Origin of the sequence: Massilimicrobiota sp. An134, assembly GCF_002160815.1 — a bacterium.
GTDB lineage: Bacteria > Bacillota_I > Bacilli_A > Erysipelotrichales > Coprobacillaceae > Allocoprobacillus > Allocoprobacillus merdigallinarum.
The window spans coordinates 1-25,855 of the sequence record NZ_NFLH01000018.1 but is presented as its reverse complement, the minus strand read 5'-3'; the positions used below and the strand labels follow the sequence as shown (position 1 = coordinate 25,855).

Annotated in this window: 23 protein-coding genes; 6 read left to right on the top strand and 17 right to left on the bottom strand. The window is 31.2% G+C overall.

Annotated features, from left to right (window positions below):
* Positions 1-63: 63 nt before the first annotated feature.
* Together guaA and B5E79_RS08375 are read right to left on the bottom strand one after the other, a co-directional pair.
* The gene (gene guaA / locus B5E79_RS08380; protein ID WP_087297669.1) at positions 64-1,611 is read right to left on the bottom strand and encodes a glutamine-hydrolyzing GMP synthase; all 1,548 of its coding nucleotides are present in this window, start codon (positions 1,609-1,611) and stop codon (positions 64-66) included.
* A 12-nt stretch (positions 1,612-1,623) separates the two neighbouring features.
* Positions 1,624-2,901 carry an adenylosuccinate synthase gene (locus B5E79_RS08375; RefSeq protein ID WP_087297668.1) on the bottom strand — a complete coding sequence of 426 codons (1,278 nt, stop codon included), beginning with the start codon at positions 2,899-2,901 and terminating at the stop codon, positions 1,624-1,626.
* A gap of 159 nt (positions 2,902-3,060) precedes the next feature.
* Here B5E79_RS08375 and B5E79_RS08370 point away from each other — a divergent pair, with 159 nt between their 5' ends.
* A complete protein-coding gene (locus B5E79_RS08370) occupies positions 3,061-3,942 on the top strand; it encodes a LysR family transcriptional regulator (protein ID WP_087297667.1) in 882 nt (293 codons plus the stop codon).
* 333 nt (positions 3,943-4,275) lie between these two features.
* Here B5E79_RS08370 and B5E79_RS08365 read toward each other — a convergent pair whose 3' ends face one another.
* From B5E79_RS08365 to B5E79_RS08345, 5 genes are all read right to left on the bottom strand, one after another.
* Complete coding sequence (locus B5E79_RS08365) at positions 4,276-5,328, bottom strand: molybdopterin-binding protein (protein ID WP_087297666.1); 1,053 nt, start codon at positions 5,326-5,328, stop codon at positions 4,276-4,278.
* A gap of 100 nt (positions 5,329-5,428) precedes the next feature.
* On the bottom strand, positions 5,429-5,863 hold the full coding sequence (locus B5E79_RS08360) for an MG284/MPN403 family protein (protein ID WP_087243974.1): 435 nt from the start codon (positions 5,861-5,863) through the stop codon (positions 5,429-5,431).
* A 52-nt stretch (positions 5,864-5,915) separates the two neighbouring features.
* Positions 5,916-6,653 carry a tyrosine-protein phosphatase gene (locus tag B5E79_RS08355; RefSeq protein WP_087297665.1) on the bottom strand — a complete coding sequence of 246 codons (738 nt, stop codon included), beginning with the start codon at positions 6,651-6,653 and terminating at the stop codon, positions 5,916-5,918.
* A 12-nt stretch (positions 6,654-6,665) separates the two neighbouring features.
* On the bottom strand, positions 6,666-7,307 hold the full coding sequence (locus B5E79_RS08350) for a TatD family nuclease-associated radical SAM protein (RefSeq protein WP_087243972.1): 642 nt from the start codon (positions 7,305-7,307) through the stop codon (positions 6,666-6,668).
* Positions 7,304-8,134: a pyridoxamine kinase gene (locus B5E79_RS08345; protein ID WP_087297664.1), complete on the bottom strand. Its 831-nt coding sequence runs from the start codon at positions 8,132-8,134 to the stop codon at positions 7,304-7,306. Before B5E79_RS08345 ends, B5E79_RS08350 begins: the two co-directional genes overlap by 4 nt.
* A 143-nt stretch (positions 8,135-8,277) precedes the next feature.
* On the opposite strand from B5E79_RS08345, the gene B5E79_RS08340 reads away from it, so the two are divergent.
* Entirely contained in the window at positions 8,278-8,874 is a 597-nt protein-coding gene (locus B5E79_RS08340) for a pentapeptide repeat-containing protein (RefSeq protein ID WP_087297663.1), read from the top strand.
* Positions 8,875-8,951: 77 nt separating this feature from the next.
* Here B5E79_RS08340 and proS read toward each other — a convergent pair whose 3' ends face one another.
* From proS to B5E79_RS08315, 5 genes are all read right to left on the bottom strand, one after another.
* The gene (gene proS, locus B5E79_RS08335) at positions 8,952-10,388 is read right to left on the bottom strand and encodes a proline--tRNA ligase (RefSeq protein WP_087297662.1); all 1,437 of its coding nucleotides are present in this window, start codon (positions 10,386-10,388) and stop codon (positions 8,952-8,954) included.
* A 63-nt stretch (positions 10,389-10,451) separates the two neighbouring features.
* Entirely contained in the window at positions 10,452-10,661 is a 210-nt protein-coding gene (locus tag B5E79_RS08330) for a DUF4177 domain-containing protein (RefSeq protein WP_087297661.1), read from the bottom strand.
* Between the two features lie 5 nt (positions 10,662-10,666).
* On the bottom strand, positions 10,667-13,741 hold the full coding sequence (locus B5E79_RS08325; protein WP_087297660.1) for an AAA family ATPase: 3,075 nt from the start codon (positions 13,739-13,741) through the stop codon (positions 10,667-10,669).
* Positions 13,728-14,855, bottom strand: coding sequence for an exonuclease SbcCD subunit D (locus B5E79_RS08320; protein ID WP_087297659.1), 1,128 nt, complete (start codon positions 14,853-14,855; stop codon positions 13,728-13,730). The genes B5E79_RS08325 and B5E79_RS08320 overlap by 14 nt, the downstream gene beginning before the upstream one ends.
* 37 nt (positions 14,856-14,892) lie before the next feature.
* Entirely contained in the window at positions 14,893-15,288 is a 396-nt protein-coding gene (locus B5E79_RS08315; protein WP_087297658.1) for a GNAT family N-acetyltransferase, read from the bottom strand.
* Between the two features lie 249 nt (positions 15,289-15,537).
* On the opposite strand from B5E79_RS08315, the gene B5E79_RS08310 reads away from it, so the two are divergent.
* Positions 15,538-16,851 carry a hemolysin family protein gene (locus B5E79_RS08310; RefSeq protein ID WP_087297657.1) on the top strand — a complete coding sequence of 438 codons (1,314 nt, stop codon included), beginning with the start codon at positions 15,538-15,540 and terminating at the stop codon, positions 16,849-16,851.
* Between the two features lie 50 nt (positions 16,852-16,901).
* Here B5E79_RS08310 and B5E79_RS08305 read toward each other — a convergent pair whose 3' ends face one another.
* On the bottom strand, positions 16,902-17,333 hold the full coding sequence (locus B5E79_RS08305; RefSeq protein ID WP_087297656.1) for a hypothetical protein: 432 nt from the start codon (positions 17,331-17,333) through the stop codon (positions 16,902-16,904).
* A 168-nt stretch (positions 17,334-17,501) separates the two neighbouring features.
* Here B5E79_RS08305 and B5E79_RS08300 point away from each other — a divergent pair, with 168 nt between their 5' ends.
* Both B5E79_RS08300 and B5E79_RS08295 read left to right on the top strand, forming a co-directional pair.
* A complete protein-coding gene (locus B5E79_RS08300; RefSeq protein WP_087297655.1) occupies positions 17,502-18,215 on the top strand; it encodes a LytR/AlgR family response regulator transcription factor in 714 nt (237 codons plus the stop codon).
* A gap of 3 nt (positions 18,216-18,218) precedes the next feature.
* Complete coding sequence (locus B5E79_RS08295) at positions 18,219-19,496, top strand: sensor histidine kinase (protein WP_087297654.1); 1,278 nt, start codon at positions 18,219-18,221, stop codon at positions 19,494-19,496.
* Positions 19,497-19,518: 22 nt separating this feature from the next.
* Here the strand turns inward: B5E79_RS08295 and B5E79_RS08290 are convergent, their stop codons facing one another.
* On the bottom strand, positions 19,519-20,232 hold the full coding sequence (locus B5E79_RS08290; RefSeq protein WP_087243960.1) for a LytR/AlgR family response regulator transcription factor: 714 nt from the start codon (positions 20,230-20,232) through the stop codon (positions 19,519-19,521).
* Between the two features lies 1 nt (position 20,233).
* On the bottom strand, positions 20,234-20,983 hold the full coding sequence (locus tag B5E79_RS08285) for a LytR/AlgR family response regulator transcription factor (RefSeq protein ID WP_087297652.1): 750 nt from the start codon (positions 20,981-20,983) through the stop codon (positions 20,234-20,236).
* 212 nt (positions 20,984-21,195) lie between these two features.
* On the opposite strand from B5E79_RS08285, the gene B5E79_RS08280 reads away from it, so the two are divergent.
* Positions 21,196-21,435, top strand: coding sequence for a helix-turn-helix domain-containing protein (locus B5E79_RS08280; RefSeq protein WP_087297651.1), 240 nt, complete (start codon positions 21,196-21,198; stop codon positions 21,433-21,435).
* Between the two features lie 338 nt (positions 21,436-21,773).
* On the opposite strand, the gene B5E79_RS08275 is transcribed toward B5E79_RS08280, so the two are convergent.
* Positions 21,774-22,244: a LytTR family DNA-binding domain-containing protein gene (locus B5E79_RS08275; protein ID WP_087243957.1), complete on the bottom strand. Its 471-nt coding sequence runs from the start codon at positions 22,242-22,244 to the stop codon at positions 21,774-21,776.
* A 194-nt stretch (positions 22,245-22,438) separates the two neighbouring features.
* A complete protein-coding gene (locus tag B5E79_RS08270; RefSeq protein ID WP_241147474.1) occupies positions 22,439-25,651 on the bottom strand; it encodes a DEAD/DEAH box helicase in 3,213 nt (1,070 codons plus the stop codon).
* Positions 25,652-25,855: the final 204 nt, after the last annotated feature.

Sequence of the window (25,855 nt, the reverse complement as noted above, 5' to 3'; positions counted from 1 at the left end):
AGGTCATTTTCTTTTTAATATTCAAAATACACTTTATTTATCAGCTATTTTTGAGTTAGCTTTTTATTCGAACTCTATAGTCCCAGGAGGCTTCGATGTAATATCATAGAATACTCTATTCACACCACGAACCTCGTTAATAATTCTTGACATTACTTTATTTAAAACTTCATAAGGAATTTGTGCTGCTTCTGCAGTCATGAAGTCAATTGTATTGACAGCACGTAAAGCAATCGCATAATCATAAGTTCTTTCATCACCCATGACACCAACAGAACGCATATTTGTCAGTGCTGCAAAGTATTGACCAATTGTACGATCTAATCCAGCATTGGCAATTTCTTCACGATAAATAGCATCTGCATCTTGTACAATTCTCACTTTTTCAGCAGTCACTTCACCAATAATACGAATACCAAGTCCTGGTCCTGGGAATGGTTGTCTGAATACTAAATATTCAGGAATACCTAATTCCAATCCCACTTTACGAACTTCATCTTTAAATAAATCTCTTAATGGTTCAATGATTTCTCTAAAATCTACATAATCAGGAAGTCCACCTACGTTATGATGTGACTTGATGACCGCAGATTCTCCACCTAATCCACTTTCAACAACATCTGGATAGATTGTTCCTTGAACTAAGAAATCAACAGCCCCAATCTTTTTTGCTTCTTCTTCAAAGACACGAATGAACTCTTCACCAATAATTTTTCTTTTGGCTTCAGGTTCAGTCACACCTTTTAATTTTTCATAATATCTTTCTTGCGCATTTACTCTAATGAAGTTTAATTCATATGGTCCTTCAGATCCAAAAACAGCTTCCACTTCATCACCTTCGTTTTTACGAAGTAATCCATGATCAACAAATACACAAGTCAATTGATTTCCAATCGCTTTAGAAAGAAGAACAGCTGCTACTGATGAATCCACTCCACCAGATAAGGCACATAAGACTTTTCCATCTCCAACTTTTTCTCTAATCGCTTTGATTTGTTCTTCAACAAATGAGTCCATACGCCAATCTCCTGAACATCCACAAACATTCAAGACAAAGTTAGATAAAATTGTTTTTCCATATTCTGTATGTAAAACTTCAGGATGGAATTGAATGGCATACAATTTCTTTGCTTCATTTTCACATGAAGCCACTGGACAATCTTTTGTATAAGATGAAATCTCAAATCCATCAGCAATCTCAGAAATATAATCAAAATGACTCATCCAGCAAGTTGATTCTTTAGGCACATCTGTAAATAAAGCTGAATTTTCTTTACTCACAATTAAATGAGATTTTCCATATTCTCTCACATCAGCACGTTCTACCTTACCACCTAAAACATGCTGCATTAATTGTGCCCCATAACATAATCCTAAAACAGGAATACCAAGTTCAAATAATTCCTTTGAATATGTAGGTGAATCTGCTTCATAACAGCTGTTAGGTCCACCTGTTAAAATAATTCCTTTAGGATTCATTTCTTTAATCTTTTCAAGATCAGTTTTATATGAATAAATTTCACAATAAACATTACATTCTCGAACACGTCTAGCCACTAACTGATTATACTGACCACCAAAGTCTAAAACAATGACTAATTCTCTCTTCACTCATTTCCCTCCTTAAAATTGAATATCTTTTAAAACAACTGTCTGTTCTCTATCTGGTCCTACTGAGAACATGACAATTGGACAATGAATTAATTCTTCAATACGTCTGATATAATTTTGACAATTGACTGGTAATTCTTCAAAAGATTTCACATGTGTAATATCTTCTTTCCATCCAGGCATTTCTTCATAAATAGGTTCCACTTCTTCAATACCTTTAATTGTAGAAGGTAAACCATGAATCACTTCACCTTTATATTTATAGGCCGTACAGATTTTAATGGTATCTAAACCACTTAAAACATCCAATAACATTAAAGCAATTCCTGTTAAACTAGACATTCTACGTGATTGATTGACAACAACTGCATCAAACCATCCTGTACGTCTTGCACGTTGTGTCACTGTTCCATATTCATGTCCTCTTTCACGAATAAAATCTCCAACTTCATCATGTAATTCTGTTGGGAAAGGTCCAGCTCCTACACGTGTTGTATATGATTTGATAATCCCAATCGCTTCTTTAATATATAAAGGCCCAATACCAGTCCCTTCACTTACTCCATTAGCGCCTGGATGAGAACTTGTTACATATGGATAAGTTCCATAATCAATATCCAACATAGCGCCTTGTGCACCTTCAAATAACACTTTACGATCTTCACGTAAATATTGATCTAATAACATTCCTGTATCACAAACAAGTGGTTTGATCACTTTGGCATATTCTTTATATTCTTCAAAAATACTTTCAACAGTGAATTGTCCTTCTAATTCAGGATATTCCATCACTTTCATTGGGAAAGTTTCTTTCAATCTTTCTAAAAATAAGTCTTCATCAACAAACTCACCCATACGAATACCAATACGACTATACTTATCAATATAACATGGTCCAATACCACGTTTTGTTGTCCCAATGCTATGATCTCCTTTTCTTGCTTCCTGAATCGCATCAATTTCAAGATGATAAGGTAAAATCACATGACAACGATCACTGACACGAATCTTACTTGTATCAATACCCGCATCATTTAAATATTTGACTTCTTCCAAAAAGGCTTTAGGATTAACAACCATCCCATTTCCCATCATAACTTCATGTCCACTAAAAATTCCAGAAGGTATTAATTTCAATGCAAATTTCTTTCCATCATACACAATTGTATGTCCTGCATTGTTTCCTCCTGCATAACGTACAACAACATCAGCTTTTTGGGCAAGATAATCAGTAACTTTTCCTTTACCTTCATCTCCCCACATGCTTCCTACTACAACCACACCAGCCATAAAACTTCATCCTTTCTTTTTACATCAATATTATATAAAATATGACTCCTATATACAATCAAAATTTATCATAATTGACGTATCAACACTTCTATTATAAAATAAAACAAAACATTAGTAAAATTAATATTTAAAAACATTGATATAAGGAGAGCTAATATGAACATTAAACTAGAACAATATAAAATCTTTAATGAGGCCGCCTCAACGCTTTCTTTTTCTCTCGCTGCCAGAAATCTCTTTATTTCACAATCCGCTGTCAGTCAGGCCATTCGTCTTTTAGAAAAAGAATTACATACGCAACTATTTATTCGTCAATCTAAAGGGGTTATTTTGACTAAAGAAGGACAAATCCTCCATCAGAAGATTTCTGAAGCCTTATCCTTAATTACCAGTGCTGAAAATCAAATTGCCCATTTTCATGAATTAAATCAGGGAGAACTGCTTATAGGTGCCGGTGACACATTAAGCGAAAACTATATCATGCCTTATCTTGTTCTTTTTCACCAGCATTATCCTCATGTCAAAATCAAGATGGTCAATCGTACCAGTCTGGAAATCATAGACTTATTAAAAACAGGAGATATTGATTTGGGATTTATTAATATGCCTCTTTATGATGAAGCCATTACCATTCGTGAATGTTTACAAATTCATGATATTTTTGTCAGCTCACATCAAGACTCTCATTCATATACAATGGAAGAGCTTGTGAATGAACCTCTCATCATGTTAGAGAAAAATTCAAATTCCAGACAGTTTGTTGATGACTATTTTGCTATGCAAGGTTTCTTATTAAACCCTAGCATTGAACTGGGTTCTCATAATCTTCTTTTAGAAGCTGCTAAAAATCATTTAGGAAAAGCTTGTGTGATTAAAGAATTCTCACAACATGAACTGGATAGTCACCAGATTTATGAAGTGAATCTCACGCACGCTTTACCTAAACGCAGCATTGGATATGCTTATCTTTCACGCAAGACATTGACTCCTGCCACATCCAAATTCATTGAACTTTTACCAGTTTTTCAAAATGAATGACATAAGAAAAGAGCGATACACCCTGAAATATCGCTCTTTTCTTATATCGATCCATAGCGCTGCTGTTCACTATTTGGCTGTTAGACTGCTGCCTCTAACAGGGATCATTTTGAGTAAATTATATGAATACTTTGCTTTCCATGTATATCGAGGAATATTATGATATGATATACACATTGTCCCTTTGGACAACTCCTATTATATATAAAGTTTGTTTTCATGCAACTAAAAATTTAAAATTATGTTGATTTTATCAATATTTTTTCAATTTTATTAAAATGTAAACACTTTCACTATACAAACATAGGAATAGTTTTCAAAAATACCATATTTTTACTGATTATGTCTCACTATATATTGGTAGAGTTTTGCTACAAATCTAGCTTCTACTTTCGCATAAGAATATTCAGCTTTCACAAATGTTGGAATTTCAAAATAACCATCATTCATAGATACACAGACAACTTCTCCAAGAGATTCCTGTCTTGTATAAACCATGATATGAATATTAGCAGACTCATGCATCAATGGTTTCAACCATTCATCATGAAAACGAAAGTCACCATGATATGTCAAAGAAATTTTGGGCTGTTTTTTGAGTACAGCTGCTTTTAAATCTTTTTCTTGAATGATATATTCAGCCATACGATGTTCTATTTCCATTTTCACATCTTTCATCAAGGCATCAGCCACCTCTTGAGAAGATGCTTTAACAGCCAAACGAATACGTACTGTTTCTTCTCCAGCATATAAGGCTATAGAAACATCTTTTTGACCTTCAATCAAATCTCTCAACATTTCATCAATCTTACTTTCACCAATAAACATTGTTAAATATTCATAAGTATAAATCGTATCTTGTTTCCATTTGGTAAGATAAGGAATCAAAGAGTGTTCAACAACATATTGCAGTTCTTTAGGTGGACCAGGTAAATTAATGATCATACGTTGTCCATCAGACATGGCACAGCCATTAGCTGTTCCCATATCATTTTCTAAAATATAAGCGTCTCGAGGATAATAAGCCTGCTTAAAATTATTGTCAGGAATCTGGTCAACACCTGTACAATAGCGACATTTGATATCTACTTTTCGTGCTTCTTCTTCATTATAAACCATTTCCAAGCCTAAATACTTAGCTGACAGTTCTTTAGTCAAATCGTCTGTCGTAGGTCCGAGTCCTCCTGTTGTGATGACACAGTCAGCCCCACGTTCAAAAGCAATCTTTAAACAATCATATAATCTTTGAGGATTATCACCCACAACACTTTGATAATACACATTAAATCCTAAATCTTTGCATACCTTTTGTAAAAGTGTGGCATTGGTATTCACAATTTCACCCAATAATAATTCTGTTCCAACATTCATAATTTCTACATTCATCAATCAAATCTCCTTATATCCATTCCATAAACCATGTCTATGTTTGATTTCTTATTTCTATTGTATAAAATAAATGTTTATTTTTCTACTCTTTTTCAAACTATGACTCCAACAAAGATAAAATTTCCTCTTCACTCCAAAATATCTGAATACACTCTATAAATTCATCCAAAGCTCTATGTTTCATACGATAATAACTGGCACGTGAATAAAAGCTCATCCACCATGAAGCCTGATAATAATTAATATACTCATGTTCAATAAATTCATAAGTGTCTTTTGATAAATGATTATGTATCTGATGAATAATCCCAACAAAACTTTCTAATTTCTGCTTACGCTCTAATTGCTTAATCATTTTCTCATCACCATTATGATATGAAGATGATGTGTCTTTCACTTTAAACATATCAACCTGTGGATAATAATTATAATGCTGATTCAAATACAGGATATCTAACTGGGCTCTTTGATAAGTTTTATAAATTTTCCTTGCGACATGATCCTTCTGTTTTAAAGTTAAATGTTTTTCCATAAAAAATCCCTCCTAATACTTATATACGCATTTTAGAGGGCATTTTTCTTTTTTAAATTGTAAAATTCTCAATTAATTGTTCAATTTCTTCATTTTTTAACCCAATTTCCAATAAATACTCTTTAGCACTACCATAATGTTCTCTTAAATAATCCAATAACTCCATCATATATCGAGGTGAAGATCTTAAATATTGTTTCGCTTCTTCATTATCCATCATTTGTGCCAAAGACGCATTAATATCTATATTATTTTCATAAGATTCACTATAATCTTTCACAATATCATATTCATGACATCCAATCAGATCCAACAATAAAGCTGCAGTGACACCTGTACGATCTTTACCAGCAGAACAATGAAACATAACGCCTTCATAAGGATATTTCACAAAGATATCAAACAATTCTTTAAATTTATGTTTCATCCCTTCTAACATATAAATATAGACACCACCTAAGTCTTTATAAGTTTTCACTTCTTCAGGAACAATAGCGGCTTTAGTAGAATCAAATAAATTCACTTCATAATAATCAATATCTTTTTCATTTTGAAATGGATTAGGCTGACACTCTTTTTCAAAATCACTTCTTAAATCAATCACAACTTTAACACCATAATTCTTTAAAGTCTGAATGTCTTTTGAAGTTGCATAAGTAGGTGCAGCCGCTCTGATATACTTATGAGCACGACTATACATTCCACCCTGTGTTTCATAACCACCTAAATCTCTTGTATTAACCATTTTCTCTAATTGAATCTGACGCTGTTCTCTTGTCATATATAACATATTTTCACTCTCCTACTCTTCAAAAGGACGGACACGTAAAGTCACGCCTAAATCATCACAAATTGCCTGACATTTCTTTATTTTCTCTTCACCAATAATATCTACAACACTCATCACAACAAATGGAACATACTCTAGGCAAGACTTTGCAAAATCAAGCATAGCCTGAAAAGACTCTATCCCAAAACGACTGCGTGTTAATGCATCATATTCCTTAGCATCAGGAGCATTTAAACTGATCGAAACTGTATCAATTCTTCCCTTGAATTCAGGTGTTACATCTCTTTGATGAATCAAACAAGCTAAACCATTGGTATTGACACGAATAGGTAAATCTCTTCGAAAATGCTTTAAAATCCCTGCAATCTGTATCACATCTTCCACTCTTTCTAAGGGTTCACCAAAACCACAGAAAACAACTTCATGGAAATCATCTAAATCATATTTTTGAAACTCTTTAATCACATCTTCAACAGTCGGTTCCTCTTTAAGCCATAAACTATGCCCTTCTTCCATTTCCTTTGTCTGTCTTAAACAAAATGTACAGGCACAAGGACAACGATTGGTTAAATTAACATAAACTGTAACATCTTCTAATGAAGCTAATTCACTGATATCCTGATAACCATTGCCGTGTATTGTATATAAAATCATAAATCTTCTCCTAACTCATATAAATATTCTTCAAAGCTCAAACCATAATGATGAGGGACGTGTGTCTGTTCACAAAAGCGAATACATTTTGAAGCAAAGGCTGTTGCTTTTTTGACACTTTCATAAAAACTCAATCCATTCAAATAGCTTCCTGCTATGACAGCCGCAATAACATCTCCTGTTCCACAACGATCTTTACCAATGCGATCCACCATTACAATCTGATAATCTTCATGTTTATTATAAATAAAATTTAAAATCTGTTTATCATTAAACGGTATACCTGTCACAACAATATGAGATGGTCCTTGTCTTGATAACTGTTCACACATCTCTTTGAGTTCATCAAATGAAGGCAAAGACTCAGGGTAAGGGCGATCAACTAAAGTGACAAGTTCAGTTAAATTCGGTGTCATTAAATCCGCATATTGAACCAGTTCTTTCATCTTCTGACACATGGCAGGTGTATATGTCATATACAATTTTCCATGATCTCCCATCACAGGATCCACAAGAATAAACGTTTCTTTTCTTTTAAAAGTCTGTATAAAATCAATCACAATATCAACCTGTTCTTCAGAACCTAAAAAGCCTGTCGCAATGGCATCAAATTCTAAATGCAGATCTTTATAAGTCTGGATATAATCTTTCATCCTTGATGTATAATCATCAAAATAATAAACGGGAAATTGGGTATGGGTTGATAAAATAGCGGTAGGAATAGGAACAGCCTGTATCTTCATAGCGGATACAATAGGTGCCATAGCCGCAATCGCACATCTTCCAAATCCTGTCATATCATTAATTAAAGCAATCTTCTTTTGCATACTTACACCTCATTTTTATCCTATTTTATCACAAACACATCTAAAAAAGAAGAAATGTATCTTGAAAAGGAACAACTCTGTATGATTTCATTTTCTATCATTCTATGTTATGATAATGAAAAATATCAGAAAAGGAGTTCATTATGGATAAGCATTGTTTCAAAACAGATTTAGCTCAAGACACAATCATAGATCAACATTATCAGGATGAAGCTATTTTTGATAGTCATTTCAAACATAAAGACTTTCAACATTGTCAGTTTGAACATATTGATTTTCAAGATGTTTCTTTTGAAAACAGTTATTTTGTCAATGTCACTTTTATTCATTGTGATTTATCCAATATCAAATTGAACCATACACTTTTTAGACATGTCTGTTTTGAAAACTGTAAATTGATGGGTACTGACTTTTCTGAATCCATCTTTGATCAGGTTATTTTTCAAGAATGTCTATGCTCATTTGCGAATTTTGCATTCATGCATAATAAAACAGTGCAGTTTCAACATTGTTGTCTACAAAATGCCAGTTTTGTAGAAGTCAAAATGACAAAAACAAGCTTTGATGAATGCGATTTACGAGAATGTGAATTTCTCCATGCTTCACTTTCTCACATTGATTTATCTTCATGTCAGATTGAAGGCATCATGACATCTTCTCAAGATATTGCTGGGGCTATCATCGCCTATAATCAGGCTCCAGCTCTCATCCATTTATTAAAAGTCAAAATCAAGGAATAAAAAAACTATGGTGATTAGAAGTGAACTTCATGATTTGGAAATTCAAATCATGAAGTTCATTTCTTTTTTCCATAGTTTTAATATGCTCTTGCAAAATAAACAATATGTTTTGCTTTCTTACCACAAATTGGACAAACCCCATCAGCGTGAGCATCTGTATCAATACAACGTGATGTTGCAGCAGTGTCTTCTTTGATCTTCACTTCACATGCTTCATCACCACACCAAGGCATTTTAACGTAACCACCTTTGTTATTTAAAACGTCTTTAAATTCTTCATAAGTTGTGACATCAGTGATATGTTCATCTCTAAATTTTAAAGCTTTCTGATACATTTCTTCATGAACTTCATCTAGTAAATGAGCTAATTTTTCTGGTAATGTCTCATCAAGAGCTAAAGTTAATTTTTCACCATTCACACGTTTAGCGACAACACATTGACCATTCTGTAAATCTCTTGGACCAACTTCTAAACGTAATGGAATACCACGCATTTCAGCTTCTGAGAACTTCCATCCTGGTGATTTGTCACTCGCATCCACTTTCACACGGATACCTTTAGCCTGTAATTGAGCCTGAAGTTCATAAGCTTTATCTAAGATTCCTTCTTTTTGTTGTTGAATTGGAATAATCATCACTTGTGTTGGTGCGACTCTTGGCGGTAATACTAACCCATTATCATCACCATGAACCATAATAATCGCTCCAAGTAAACGTGTTGAAACACCCCATGAAGTCTGATAAACATATTTAAGCTGATTATCTTTGTCTAAGAATTTCATATCAAAAGCTTTCGCAAAACCATCACCAAAATAATGTGAGGTTCCAGACTGCAATGCTTTTCCATCATGCATTAAAGCTTCAATTGTATATGTTTCTTCTGCTCCTGCAAATTTTTCTCTTTCTGTTTTTCTACCTGTTACCATTGGAATAGCCAATAATTCTCTGGCAGTTGTTTCATAGATATCCAACATACGCATTGTTTCTTCTTTCGCTTCTTTTGCTGTTGCATGAATCGTATGTCCTTCCTGCCATAAAAATTCTGAACCTCTTAAAAATGGTCTTGTTGTTTTCTCCCAACGCACAACAGAGCACCATTGATTATATAATTTTGGTAAATCACGATAAGAATTGACAATCTTTGCATAATGTTCACAAAATAATGTTTCAGATGTTGGACGAATCAATAAACGTTCTTCCAATTCATCTAATCCACCACGTGTGACAACTGCACATTCAGGCGCAAATCCTTCAACATGATCAGCTTCTTTTTTTAATAATGATTCAGGGATTAACATCGGCATATAAACATTTTCATGTCCCGTTTCTTTAAATTTTTTGTCCATATAGGCTTGAATCATTTCCCATAACGCATAACCATATGGGCGATAGATAATAAACCCTTTGACACTTGAATAATCCATTAATTCGGCTTTACGACAAACATCTGTATACCATTTCGCAAAGTCTTCATCTCTTGATGTAATCGCATCATTTTTTACTTTATTTGCCATTTTTTCTATACCCCTTCTCTAATATTTACCTTACTATTATACAAGAATTTAACTAAAAAGCAATTAGGACTCGACTTTTTCTTTTTCAAAAACCAAATCTATTTCTTCTATGTAACCATTGCCTCTTTGCAAAACTGGAATCCAACCCGCATAACGCCATCCTTCACTTGCATAACCATCAATGATCTCATGCAACTTTTCAAAACGATATTCAGTGATTCCAAAACCTGAAACCTTGGCTGTCATACGATGATATTTATAAATCAGTTTCATTTGGCTTATCCCCTTTCAATATGTAATGAACTGCCCTGTTGTCCTTTTTCTACAATAATCTGAGTATCAATTCTTTCTTTCAATTCATCAACATGAGAAATAATACCAATCGTCTTATGATCATTCTTTAAATCCATTAAAACTGATAAAGCCTGATCAATAGATTCATGATCTAAAGTCCCAAAACCTTCATCAATAAATAGCGTATTTAATTCAATGCCTCCGGCATAATTTTGAATCATAGACGATAGACCTAAAGCCAGTGATAAAGCCGCTTTAAAAGATTCTCCACCTGATAAAGACTGAATATCTCGCATCATTCCCGTTTCATAATCCAGAACACTTAAATCCAATCCTTGTTGTTTAACACCTTTGACATCTTTTTTACGATACAAGGCAAATCGTCCTTGTGTCATTTTTAATAGCTCAATATTTGCAAATTCGAGAATCTGTTCAAAATAAGCTGATAAAACATATCTTTCAAAAGACATACGTAAAGGATTCTTTCCTGATGTATAATCATATAAATCCTGATAAAGTGTATACTTTTCAAAAATATCCTGATTTTTATGATAATCCTTATCTAACTGATCTAATGTTTCCTGATTTTGCTTATAAACATGTAAAGTCTCATGATATTGTGTATAAGTTTCATCACGTTTTTGTGCCAATGCATCTAACTGTTGTTTTTCTAAAGACAAATCAGTCATGTGATAATCTTTGGTTTTCTTTTCTAAAAGCTGTTTTTGTTTCCCTAACGCTTCTTTTTGAATGATATAATTCTGATAATCTTTTTCCTGATTGAAAATAGACTGTTGACGTTTTTGATAATCTAAAAACTGTTCTTCACTTTCAAAGTATTGATCAATAAATGCCTGATAACGCTGTGTATATGCTTCCTGTTTTGATTCTAAATCATCTATTTGACTAGAGAATGTTTCAAGCTGATGCGTATAAACAGAAATATCTTTTTGGCATTGATGATATTGATTTTCAATATCATGAATATGCTGGTCTAGCTGTTGAAATTGTATTTGTTGATGTTTCAATAAAACAGAGATATCTTGTTCATTAGAAAAATGATATTCTTCTTGAAGCTGTGTATATTGTTGATGTAATAAAGATAACTGTTTTTCTTTATCAATAATCTGATTTTGCATATCCTGTAGATATTGATTCTGTTGTTGAAGTAAAAGATGATCCTGTTTCAGATTTTTTTGAATCTTCTTTAAATAAATCACATCATTATATTTTTTCTGATATGTTTTTTCCTGTTCATCAATAACCTGTACAATATCAGATAATAAACGAATAAAAACTTCTTTTGATAATTCTTCTTGAATATCCAGCTGCTCTTTTAACATCTCAATACGTGTTTTCATTTGTTGAACAAATTCATTTTGTTGGAAAACGTCCTGATATGCTTCCTGTTGTTGTTGATTAAGCACTTCTACCTGTTGAGATAAATTTTCTAATTCATGAGAAGATAAAACCGATGTTTCCAGTTGAGCCAAATGAGGATGATGCGTTGAGCCACAGACTGGACAAGGTTCATTTTCTTTTAAATGAGATGCTAAAATGCCTGCCTGTTGACGACGGAAGAGCTCATCTTCATGGCGATATTTGACTAATATATCTTCATATTTTTGATGCTTCTTTTGATAATTCACTGACAAATCATAGTGATGATCTTCTAAAGATTTCCATTCATCATAAAACTGACTGAGTTCATGAATCATGACTCTTTTTTTATTAATATCTTTGACATTTTTCTCATTTTGTTCTAATTCCAATTCTAAGCGCGGTAAACGATTGACATTTTCCTGATCACGTTGAATGCGATTGTCTAACTTTTCATAGCGTGACTGTAAATTTTGATAATCGTTTTGCATAGATTGATATTGTTTGTACTGGTTTTGATATTGTTGGAGAAGCTGATGATATTGTTGATATTTTTCTAAAGATTGTTTGGTATTATCAATATCTAATAAAAGCTGATCTTTTTGTTGTTTCTCTTTTTCTAATTGCTGATATTCTCTTTCAAGCTGTTCAAACTGTTTTTGAGAAGTTTCTAACTGTTTATGAACTTTTTGTTTTTGATTCATGGCCTGTTGATATGATAGTTTGATTTGTTGATACTGGTCTAATAAAGATTGATGATCTTTGATGGCTGTCACTTGATCTAAATCATGTTTCAATGAAGCCATCATCTTTTCTTGATTTTGTAAAGTCTGATATTGTTGTGTGATTTGTTGTAATTCTGATAATTGAAGATTTTGTTGTTGTTTTTGATAATAAAGATTCGCAAACTGATCATAGCTTGTCTTCGCATTTTGATACGATGTCTGATAGTGTTGTAACTGATCATGAAGCTTTTCATTTTCCAAAGTGGCCTCCTGAATATAGGAAGGATGGAATTCCTGTTGATGCATGTCCATAAACGCAGAATCTAGCTGCAACATGGAAAAACGTGATGATAAAGCTTGTGATGATAATAAAAACTGATCTTTGTAAGTTTTCACCTGTTCTTTCAATAGATTTTCAAAAACAACTAGTGATTCACTATGAAAAACATGACGTAAAACACGTTCTCTTTCTTCACTGCTGGCATAAATCAGTTTCGTAAACTCACCTTGTGCAATCATGACAATCTGTTTAAACTGATGAACATCAACACCCAATAATTCCTTGATTTTGGCATTGACTTCTTTAACTCCTTCAATCATGTGTTCTCCATCATCTAAATAAGCATTGGCATTTTTAGGTGTTTTATAGCCTTCACGATAATAAGTCGGTGAACGCTTGATTGTATAGATATGCTGATGTAATTCAAAAGTCAATTCTACATACGTTTCATCTTTTGCATCCGCAAAGTCACTGCGAAAATAAGAAACATGACGATGTGAACCACTGGCTTCTCCATACAAAGCAAACGTAATCGCATCAAAGAGAGTTGTTTTTCCTGAACCTGTTGGTCCACTAATTAAATATAAGCCATGATCTAACATATTTTCAAAATCAACAACAGTGAAATCTTTATAGGTCATAAAAGCATTCATTGTTAATTTAATAATTCTCACTCTCTTCACCTGCCTTTTCCAATAATGTTTTGACAACATCTTTTTGTAAGTCATTTAATTTTTGACTTTTGACATCTTGATAAAATTGTTCAAATAATGACAAAGTATCCATCTGTTGAATAGATTGTATCGGTTGAAATGAACTTGTTTGATTATGTTTCATTAAATATTGATAAGTGATCTGTAAAAGATGGGGATATAAAACACGAAGTTGTTCAATCGCATGAGGAACAATGGTTTCATCTAATAATTCAAAAGCTAAAAAATCATCTTTTTTCTCAATAAAATCATTTTGCATAAACTGTGCAAATGTACCTTGATATTTTTTTAAGGTCTGACGTGGATGTAATTCATGGGTTGTGATAGACAAATCATCTGTATCCACAATCACAATAGATTTTTTTTGATTCACTTCATCAAAAGAATAACACATCAAAGATCCACTATAACGCATCGTTTCACGTTTCACCTTTTGAGGTGCATGAAGATGTCCTAAAGCGACATAATCAAAATCATCAAATAAAGAAGCATCAATGATTTCACTGCCTCCTACACTTAATGGAACTTCTGATTCACTTGTGACACTAGAATGTCCAACAAATTGATGTGTGACCAGTATATTTTGATAATCATAGTCAAGACTTTGCTTGGAAAGATAAAAAGATAACGCACTTTGATAATCATGCATGTCCTGATCAGGATATAACATTTTCACCTGTGATGGCTTGACAAAAGGCAATAAATAAAACCTTGTCTTTCCATACTCTACAAAAGCCATATTCTCTTTTAAATATGTTTCAATATGTAAACCATTTTTAGATAAAATAGAACTTGCAAAATGTAAACGATCTCTACTATCATGATTACCACTAATCATTAAAACCTGAATATGATAAGTTAGTAAAGCCTGACTTAAAAAATCATCTAATAAATTCACTGCCTCCTGACTTGGTATCAAACGATCATAAACATCACCTGCAATGACTAATAAACGGATATCCTGTTCATCCATATATGTTAATAATTCAAATAACAATTCACGTTGAATATCTAATAAAGAATATTGATGTATGACTTTCCCTAAATGTAAATCCCCAATATGTACAAACTTCATGTTATGCCTCCTTTTCCATTATTATAAAACAAACACATTATATTTCCCAAATAAAAACCATTTTTTCCTTTTCATCACTCGCAAAAAAACGACGCTGTTTTGCAGGAATAACCTTTCTTTCTATATATCTTGCGCCTAATTTTTGAATAGTACGTAAAGAAGCCTGATTATGAGGATCACAAGTTAAAATCACCTGATGAAACTGTAATTGTTTTTGTAAAAGCAAACAAGCCTGATAAGCATAATGATGACCACGATAAGCTTCATCAATATGATAACCAATATGACCATCAAAATAGTGTTGTTGTATGGTTCCTTCTCTAAAAGTTAAACGCCCCACTTCTATTGAATCAACCATAATGGCATAAATATAATAAGGCGTAAAGCCCCTAGGCAAATGCTCATGAACGTATTCCAGTAATTCAAGTTTCATATATGCTTCACCTCTTTTTTACATACTCTTATCATAACAATATTGACAGTTACGTGCAATATGATAAAATAGAACACATAAAAGGGAGTAGTTAGCATCATTTCATGATGTTATATAATCGACATCACGCTAAGTTTATTAGCCGGTTTTATATATGAAATAACGAGACTTTTATTGCAGTGTTGTGGTAGTTGTCTTTTTTTTGTATCACAAACATATAGAGCCAAAAAATAAAAGGAGAGTGAAGTTATGGACTCTATACCCTCGCAATTATTATTGCAGATTATTTTAATTTTATTGAATGCATTCTTTGCAGCAACAGAAATTGCTGTACTATCATTAAACAAAACACAGTTAGAGAAAAAAGCTGAAAATGGTGAAAAAACAGCTAAACGCTTATTAATTCTTCTACAAGAACCTTCTGGATTCTTATCAACAATTCAAATTGGAATTACGTTAGCTGGATTTTTAGGAAGTGCCTTTGCGGCTGATAACTTTTCAGAATACCTTGTTCAATGGGTATCACAGGATTTAGGAATCACAAGTATCCCATTAAATGTCCTTGATACACTATCAGTCATTGTTATTACAATTATTTTATCTTATTTTACTTTAATTCTAGGTGAATTGGTTCCTAAAAGAATTGCCATGCAAAAACCATATGAAGTATCTAAAATCTCATGTGGCACAGTTTTAATGATTGCAAAAATTATGAACCCCGTTGTCAAATTCTTATCTTTTTCAACCAATGCCGTTTTAAAACTATTACACTTAAAAACAGAAGCTGAAGAAGATAGCATCACCGAAGAAGAAATCTTGACAATGATCGAACTCGGTGAAAAACGTGGCGTTTTAGATGAAGATGAAAGTGAATGGCTACAAAATATTTTTGATTTTAATGATACAGATATTTCTGAAATTATGACACCTTCTGTTGATATTGTTTGTATTTCAGCAGATGCCTCGCAAGAAGAGATTATTAAAATCATTCAAAATACTGGATTATCACGTTATCCTGTTTATCAAAACGATGAAAACAACATTATCGGTGTCTTACATGTCAGAGATTATTTGTTGAATCTCCAAACAAAAAAGAAACCATTTGAAAAGATTCTTACAAAACCATACTTTATTCCAGATTCCATGAGAGCTGATGATTTATTTGCAGATATGCAAAATAAAAATATTCATTTTGCTATTGCTATTGACGAATTTGGAGGTATCAGTGGAATCATTACATTAGAAGACTTAGTTGAAGAAATCTTTGGAAATATCTATGATGAACATGACTCACGTGAGCGCCCAGATATTCAAAAAATCAATGAAACACAATGGCGTGTCAATGGAAATACAGATATCGAAGATCTTATCGAAGCAACAGGTATTCAATTTCCAGAAGATGAAGATTACAATACCATTGGTGGTTACATATACAGTCATCTTCGTTCTATCCCAAAAGATGGTACAACGAAAACAATTCACATAGATAACATAACTTTCCAGATCACCAAGATTCAAGATCGTCGTATCAAAGAAGTCATCATAACAAAAAAGCCTAGTTGAAATCAATCAACTAGACTAATTGAGTCAACCTAAAAGTTGGCTCTTTTTACTTAGTACAAATTGTCTGCACTAAACTTCAAAGTGACATCACAAGTATTGCTAGGTTCAAAATTGTGAGATGTTACACAGGTAAAATATACTGTTCCTTTACTACATCCATGTTCATTCACAAGAATCATTCTATCTAAAGGAATTCCTACAAGATTAGATTTATAATTTTTATTTATATCTACTAACTCAGCATAATTTCCTAAAGCTGCATCCCCATGTGTCTTTTTAAATGTACCAATTTGACTTGTCATAGTTTTTTTACTTCCATAAGTTGTATCAAAATGTTCTCCTCCCCAAGCAGGAATATTTCTGTGTGTCACCGTTTGATATCTTGTTCCTTGTTCATATACATAAGCTAAAGCTGAAGTCATTGTTCCTCCTAAAACAAGAAAACTTAAACCTAACGCCATAACCTTTTTTTGGATTGACATAACCCTCACCTCCTTTCGACAATAGTCTACCAAAATACTCAAAAAAGTTATTCTATATATAAAATTTGTGCATATTTTAACTATAAAAATGCACACTTTGGGTATTTTTTCTGATATAAAAATCTTTGTCATATAATGTAGATAGTTGTCAAAAAGGAGGTAGAAATTATGCGTATCGCAATATGTGACGACGAATTATTTTATGTACAAAATATTATGGAAAGGATTAAAAACTATGAGTTTCATGACACAAAGCCCACCATCATAGATGGATATACAAAAGGTAATGAATTAATTGATGCATTTAGAATTGAACCTTATGATCTTGTTTTTCTAGACATTGAGCTTGATAACTCTCAAAATGGTATTGAATTAGCTAAAATGATTAAAGATATCAAAGCAAATTGTATTTTTATTTTTATTACAGCATATCACTATTATTTACCTGAATCTATGTGGATTGGAGCTGATTTATTTATTGATAAGCCTATTGATCAAAAATTATTTCAAAGAGAACTTCATCATGCAAATCAGGTTTATAAGCGTTTAAATCGTACAGTATTATTTTCGACAACTGAGGGAAAGGTTTATATTAAAACTGATCAAATTCTCTATCTAGAAACAAGTTATGGTAAATACAAGTTAAAAACAACCAAACATCATTATTTTGGTAATCTTAAAACCATAACGAAATCCAAACAACAATTACTAGAATATCATTTCTTCCAACTCAATCGAAGTATCATCATTAATTTTAAACATGTCAAATCATTCTGTTTTGACTACATCACAATGACCAATGATGATATTCTCCCATTAACGAAACGAATTCGCAAAGAATTCAAAGAAAAATATTTTAATTTTATAGATAAGGAGATGTAATTTATGACAATTGTATTAAATCTATTTTGTAAAGCCTTTATTGCCATTTTAGATATATTATTATTAGATTTTTATTTAAAAAATATCTATCATAATATCTATCAAGACAAAGCCCAAAATATGTGTTATTTGTTATATACTTTTGTATTTATCGGTTTAACGTTATCAACTAATATAAAAATTAATATTATTATTTATGCTTTAACTTTCATAATTTTAACATTACTTTTTCATAAATGGAAAGTTTCTACGATTAATTTCATTAAACAAATCAGTATATTTATTATTATTAATTGGTTTATATTTTGTATAACAACATTATTTATTTCTTGGATTTTCGATACAAGAGTTGCAATAAACTATACTGATTTCTCAACTTCACATTTTATTTTTGTCCATTGTATTTCAAAATTTCTTTCATATACCTTATTCTCTTTTAAATTAAAAGGAATTAACAACTTAAGAAAATTTAAAAATTTATATATCCTAGTATTTACATATTTTAGTTTAACTTTTATCTTAAATAATAATGTATTATTTTTCATACCCACAATTGCCCGTACTTACATCTTCACTGTCATGATCAGCATTATTGCATTAATATGTTTTGATAGAATGCAAACGAAATATGAAAAAGATAAGCATTTACAAGAATCTATTATACAGAACTTGGAGAAAGAAAAAGAATTTAACCAACAAAGAGAACAACAACAAAAAGAGATTAGAAAGATTAACCATAATCTCAATAACATCTTAATTATTTTACAATCACATTTGGAAAAAGAAGAATATGAAGAAGCAAAGAATTATATTGAACAGAACTTAAAAACACATGTTGAAGCATATCAGGCATTAACACATACTGGTATTGCAGCGATTGATGGTGCATTGAATGCTCATATTCAAAGTATTAAAGAAAAGGGTATTCAATATGATGAAGATATTTCTAAAATATTACATTTAGGAAGTATTGTTCCTGGTGATTTAGCTTTAATTATCAGTTTAGCATTAGATAATGCCAAAGAAGCATGTGAGAACATAGATGGTGAAAAACATATTTCATTAAAGCTTCAAAGCAAACAGACACATGTGATTCTTTATATTGAAAATTCTATTCCAGAAGGAAGTCATCCAACTTTTCATAAAACAAGTAAAAAAGATAAAATTGCTCATGGATTTGGTGTTAGCAGTATTAAAGAAATGGCAGAACGCTATCATGGTGAAGCCAAATATGAAGTAAAGCATGATCAAGTTATTTTAAGAGTTGTCTTACAAAAATAAAAAATAAGACTCAAAAATGGTCTTATTTTTTATCAGCTAGAAATTGATAGAATCTTCTTTTAAACTCTTTATAGCGTTTCTTTGAAACCATCAGCATGCTTTCATCTGACATATATAATAATATGTTATCAACTTTGACAATATGTTCCATATTCACAATAAAACTTCTTTGAATTTTAACAAACGTATAATCTAACAATGCTTTTCTAATACTATTGACAGCTTTTAAAGAACCATAATATACACCACGTGTTGTATGAATCTTATAATTTTTATAAGCTGTTTCTAAATATATAATTTCTGATAGATTAAAAATAATACGTCCTTGTGAAGTTGGAAATACAAAAGCTTTTTGCATATATTGATAATGTTTGATAGCTCTTTTCAATTCATATGTAAAAAGTGGATCTTTTAATGGTTTTGTCAGATATTGAAAAGCATTAACAACATAAGACTGATGTATATAACTCATATGACTTGTCATAAAAATAATCATTGTTGAAGCTTTTTTCTCATGAATCATATGAGCTAAATGAACACCATTGATATCATTTAATTCAATATCTAAATAAATCAAATCATATGGATGTTCCTCAAAACTATCTAAAAATTCCTTTCCTTGAGTAAATGTATCAACCTCAATATCTATATCATGAAATGACTGTTTAAAATTTTCTATTTTTGAATAAACATCTTGAATGTAAAATGTTTCATCATCTATCACCGCAATTCTCAATTTATTTCTCCCCATTCCTTAATTTTTCTTTTTCTTCTTTTTCTTTTAAAAATTTTTCAAATAAAAGATGATTTTGTATCAATGTTTTACGACTTGTCGGAAAGACTTCCCTTGATTTTAAAATAACATTACGATCCGTTAAAAAATCAATACATTTCATATTCACTAAAACACTTTGATTCACTTGCATAAACCATCGTGACTTTAATACTGGTCGTAACTTATAACGATTTTTAACATGTGTCATGAAATGCTGATCATCCACCGTTACAATTTCTAAATCATTATAATAAGTTTCAAAATACTTGATTTCATCAACATCAAAAATACGTTTACGTCCTAATTCTCTAATGGGTATGACAAATTTGACATTTTGATGCAAATACCAATCCATTAAATAATCAAAAACACTTTGAAATTGCTTTGTATTAATGGGTTTTAGTAAATATTCCCTTGCCTTTACCGCAAATGCTTCATGAATGTGATAATATTGATCACTAATAAAGACAACCTGACAGGCACGATTCAGTTCTCTTAATCGATAAGCTGCTTCAATACCACGATCATTTTCGACTTTCATTTCAATGAATGCAAATTCATAACAACGAAATTTTGTACTATACAGCATCTCTTGAATTGTAGAAAAAGTATAAACATTTAATTCCATTTCTGGTTCATGAAAACATTCAATAAGCTTTTTCTTAATCAAGTTTAAATAATCCAGCTGATCATCACATACAGCAATGTTCATTGTTCCCTCTCCCCTTCTTTAATTATCTTGATAATTTTATTGTAGTCAATTTGCAATGAGAAATCAGTCCACTTTTCTCCCATTTTTGGTCATTTTTATGCCAATTTGTAGAAATTTGTCGAGAATTGTCGAATGACAAAAGAGTTGAAATTATGATGAATTTACCTAAAGCAAATCTTCGTAGTGTATAATAGCTTTAAGGTGGTGAAAACATGAGTATTGGTCAAAGATTAAAAGCATTAAGAAAAGAAGCGGGATTATCACAAAAGCAAGTAGCGGAAGCATTAAAAATGTCTAAACCTATTGTTTCTCAATATGAATCTGATCAAAGAACACCTTCTGTTCCTAAACTTATTCGTTTCTCACGTTTTTATAAAGCGTCATTAGATTATATTTGCGAAAACGTGGAAAAGAAAAATGAATTTTATGGAATTAAAGAATTAGATAAATAATAACAGGAAATCTTACAGTTTGATAAAACTGTAATTTTTTTTACATTCTTTTTTTGACGAATCTGTAAATTTATTATTCTTTTCATGGTTTTTATGCTTTTCAATTCGTTTTTTATTTGTTTATTCGTTATAATAAATTTGTCTTTAAAGAACACCTGTATATTGATGTATGAAAATGAACTTATAAAATAAAAAAGAAAGGGATTTTTCTCATCAGCAACCGCATCAATATATAGAAGATATAAATAAGATTGTGACTTAGCCTAAATGAACCTGGCTTCTTACATCCTTATTTATATGTGATGCATCATGAACGAAAGATTTTTCTTTCGTTCTTTTTATATTTCAATTTCACCATGTTTAAGATCATGTTCTAAACGATCAAACTCCGGCTTATAATGCCGACTGGAAATTAAAATATCATCATTATCAAGAATAATTCTACGCCGACTCCCTCTTTGAATTTTATAAGTTTTCACATGTCTGATATTCACAAGTGTCCGCACATTAATCTGATAAAAGCCATAATCCTGTACCCGCTGTTTTAAGCGTTCCATTTTCACACAATAAATACGATAGACATCTTTTTCAGTATAGGCATAAAACTTTTGGTCTACCATTTCAAAATAGTATATAGCCAAAAGGGGGACATAATATTTATTATGGTATTCATCATAGAGTTCAACTTCACCTAAATTTTCAGTAAATTGTTTTAATAAAAGCTGTGCTAATTTTTTGTTTTTGGGATGATAAACAAGTTTTAATTCATGATGATTCATTTGTTCATTTTCATCATAGATGATCTTCATGTTTTCATCCCTCCCCATATAGATATATAAAATGCATTTTTATATCAAAACACAAGAGAAGTTTATAGAACACCTATGTCTGTAATAAATAAAATGCACATTTGCCTAAATATTGTATATTTTTCTACAAAATTCGACATATTTCTACATGTTTTTTACCCAAAAACTAGCATTTTTTGCACAAAAAAAAGATCTCATGACGAGATCTCAAATAACGATTTCATATCATCTAAACTCATGGTACTAATCGTTCCTTCATTTCCTTCAACAAAAGTATCTGCTAAGTTTTTCTTTTGTTTTTGTAATTCCATTATCTTTTCTTCAATTGTATTTTTCATAATCAATGAGAATACTTGAACATTTTCTAACTGACCAATACGATGTGCACGATCTGTTGCCTGATTTTTCGCTGACATATTCCACCATGGGTCATAATGAATGACAGCTTGAGCACTTGTTAAATTCAAACCTGACCCCCCTGCTTTTAAAGAAATAAGGAATAATGTTGTTTGATCATTTTGGAAAGCATCAACCATTTGTTTACGTTTTTCTTTTGAAGTCGAACCATCTAAAAGATAATAAGATATATGTTCTTTTTGACATTGTTCTTCAATCAAATGTAATAATGAAGTAAATGAAGAAAATAATAATATTTTCTTATGATTATCTTTTAAAGAATGAATCAGTTCCATACATCCTTTTAACTTTGAAGAAGGCTCTTGTATATCCTGATATAATAAACGTGAATCTTGGCACAATTGTCTTAAACGTGTCAACATTGCTAGAATATCAATACGTCCTAACTGTTGAACTTGAAGTTTTTCCTGTAAAGATTTATTAACCTGGACAAGATTAGCCAGATAAAGTTTCTCTTCTTCTTCATTAAAACGCATATAGATCGTCTGTTCAATTTTTTCTGGTAATTCTGTTAAAACATCTTTTTTATTTCTTCTTAAAACAAATGGTGTAATCATCTGTTTGAGACGTTCCTGTTTTTGTTCATCATGTTCTTTTACAATAGGGCGTTCAAACTGTTCTAAAAAGTAGTGATAATGATAGAGATAATAAGGCATTAAAAAGTCAAAGATTGACCATAATTCAGCTAATGAATTCTCAATCGGTGTTCCGGTTAAAGCAAAACGCTGTTTAGCCTTTAAACGCTTTACACAAATGGCATTTCGTGTTTTAGGATTCTTGATATTTTGAGCTTCATCAATCACAACTGTATGGAACTGATATGTTTCATACAGTTCAATATCTCTTCTCAAATAATCATAAGATGTGATCACAACATCATAATCTTCTTTATGTTCTAAAAGCTTTTCTCTGGCTTCTTTATGACCATAAACACATAAAACCTTTAAATCTTGAGAGAATTTTTGAAATTCATCCTGCCAGTTAAAAATCAGACTTGCAGGCGCAATAACCATATGTGTTCCTTGTCCTTTTAAACTATCAAAATAAGTAATCATCTGTAATGTTTTTCCAAGCCCCATATCATCAGCCAGAATACCACCAAAACCATAATGTTCCATCAGTCTTAACCACTGATAACCAAGCTTCTGATAATCTCTTAAAATACTTTGATAATGTTGAGGAATATCAAAATCATATTCTCTTTGTTTAAAGTCTTCCGTCCATTTCTTTAATTCAGCACTTCTTTGATAATGTAAAGAAGATTCCTGATTCATCATCTGATCAATTTCAAACAGACGATAAGTTGGAATTTGAATCTCCCCTCCCACAATATCTTTCATATTCAGTGATAAAGAATGTGTCAGATGATCCAAATCCTGAAGTTCCTGATTTTCTAACGAAAGAATCTGACCATTTTTTAACTTATAGAATTTTCTTTTTTTCTTATAAGCTTTTAATAGATCTATAAGTTCTTCTTTTTGGACATGAATACTATGAATATCAATAGACAATAAGCCTCGACGCAGATGTACACCCACCTGTATATCTACTGGTGTAACCTGAGAAAAACTATTTAAGGCATCACTGACAAAAATCTGGCAATAATGCGAAAGATATGGCAAGCTTTCTTTTAAAAACTGATAAGTAAAATCATGATCATATTGAAGATAAATCATATGATCATCAATATCTTCAATATAAGGACGCAAATAATCTTCTATTAAATCTGCTTTCTTTGATTTATGCGTATTATCTTCATCAAAACCATAACAGATATGATCATCATAAATATATTCTAATTGAACACAAATCTGATCATCACGCGTCATATCAGCATAAAGATTAATCATATCTTCCTGATGATAGGCATCAAAAAGATGTGTCTTTAAATCAATATCATCACTTAAATCATATAAAACATATTTATAAAAATCCATTAAAGCATTTTGAGGAATATAGAAACCGCCTTTGGTTTCCATCCACTTTTTGATAAATGTGATAGCTTGGATAGGCGCATGGAACATATAGCGATATAAAGTATCATTATGAAAACTGTATAAATATTGTGAGGATATCATCACATCTTCAAATTCATTATAATCAGCTAAATCTAAAACATAGCTGTCTTCTTTTAAGGAAATATCTAAGGGAATCGTATAATTCTTCTTATCAAAAGCAATATCACAATAAGAAGAAGGTAAAGCACTCATGATATTATAAAATTCATCTATATCATCCTGTATCATTAATACTTTGATAACACACTGTTGAATAAACTGATTTTTTAAAAAGCTTTTTTTCATAAAATCAATGATTTCTCTAGAGTCTTCATCAAAAGCTTCCCTACTATGAATGAATTCAAAATTCTTGCTGTATTGTAAATGTTCATGATGTTCAATGGCTTTTAAAAAGGAATCAATATTTTTAATCATATAGCTTTGAGTCGATGTTAAAACTTTAAAAGCAACCCATAATTGATTCTTTTTTTGTTGAACAAAGACTTTAAGCTGATATTGTTGTGAAATAAATGGAACAAAAGATTCTCTTAATAACTGATCTTTATATAAATGAATCAAATCTAATGATTCCTGCTGTTTTTTATGCAGGATGCGTTCTTGTCGTTGTTTTTCTATTTTTAAGAGTTGCTGTTGCTTATTCCAATGATCATCTTTTTCATAAAAATAAGGGAAAGATGTCACTTCTAATTTCTTTAAAAAGAACAAAATTCCTGCAATATGACGACATTGTCCTTTTAAAGGACAACTACAATGAGATTGAATAATCTCCCCATCCTGTGAGATTTTCATAGATACAATCAATTTATCATTTGACATTGAAATTCTTGCATTGATTCTATAACAGTGATTATTTTCATCATAGGAGATCGTCATTCTTTCTAAATATTCTTTCATATCCATAAAACGACCATAACGATATTCCTTTTCATTTTGCACAATACGTCTGATTTCTTTTTCCTGTATAAGCATCATGATTCCTCCAATCAATTTTTTATTATATCATATTATGACCAGAGTGTAAGCTATAATCACATGCATTTTCACTGATTAACGGATCTCGTAAATTGAAAAACTAAATTCCATCCCTAAATCAATTTATATGGAATTTAATTTTACAAATCCAATGATAGAATTTAATTCTGCAAACTTTTATAATAATAGTGGGTATTCCTTCTA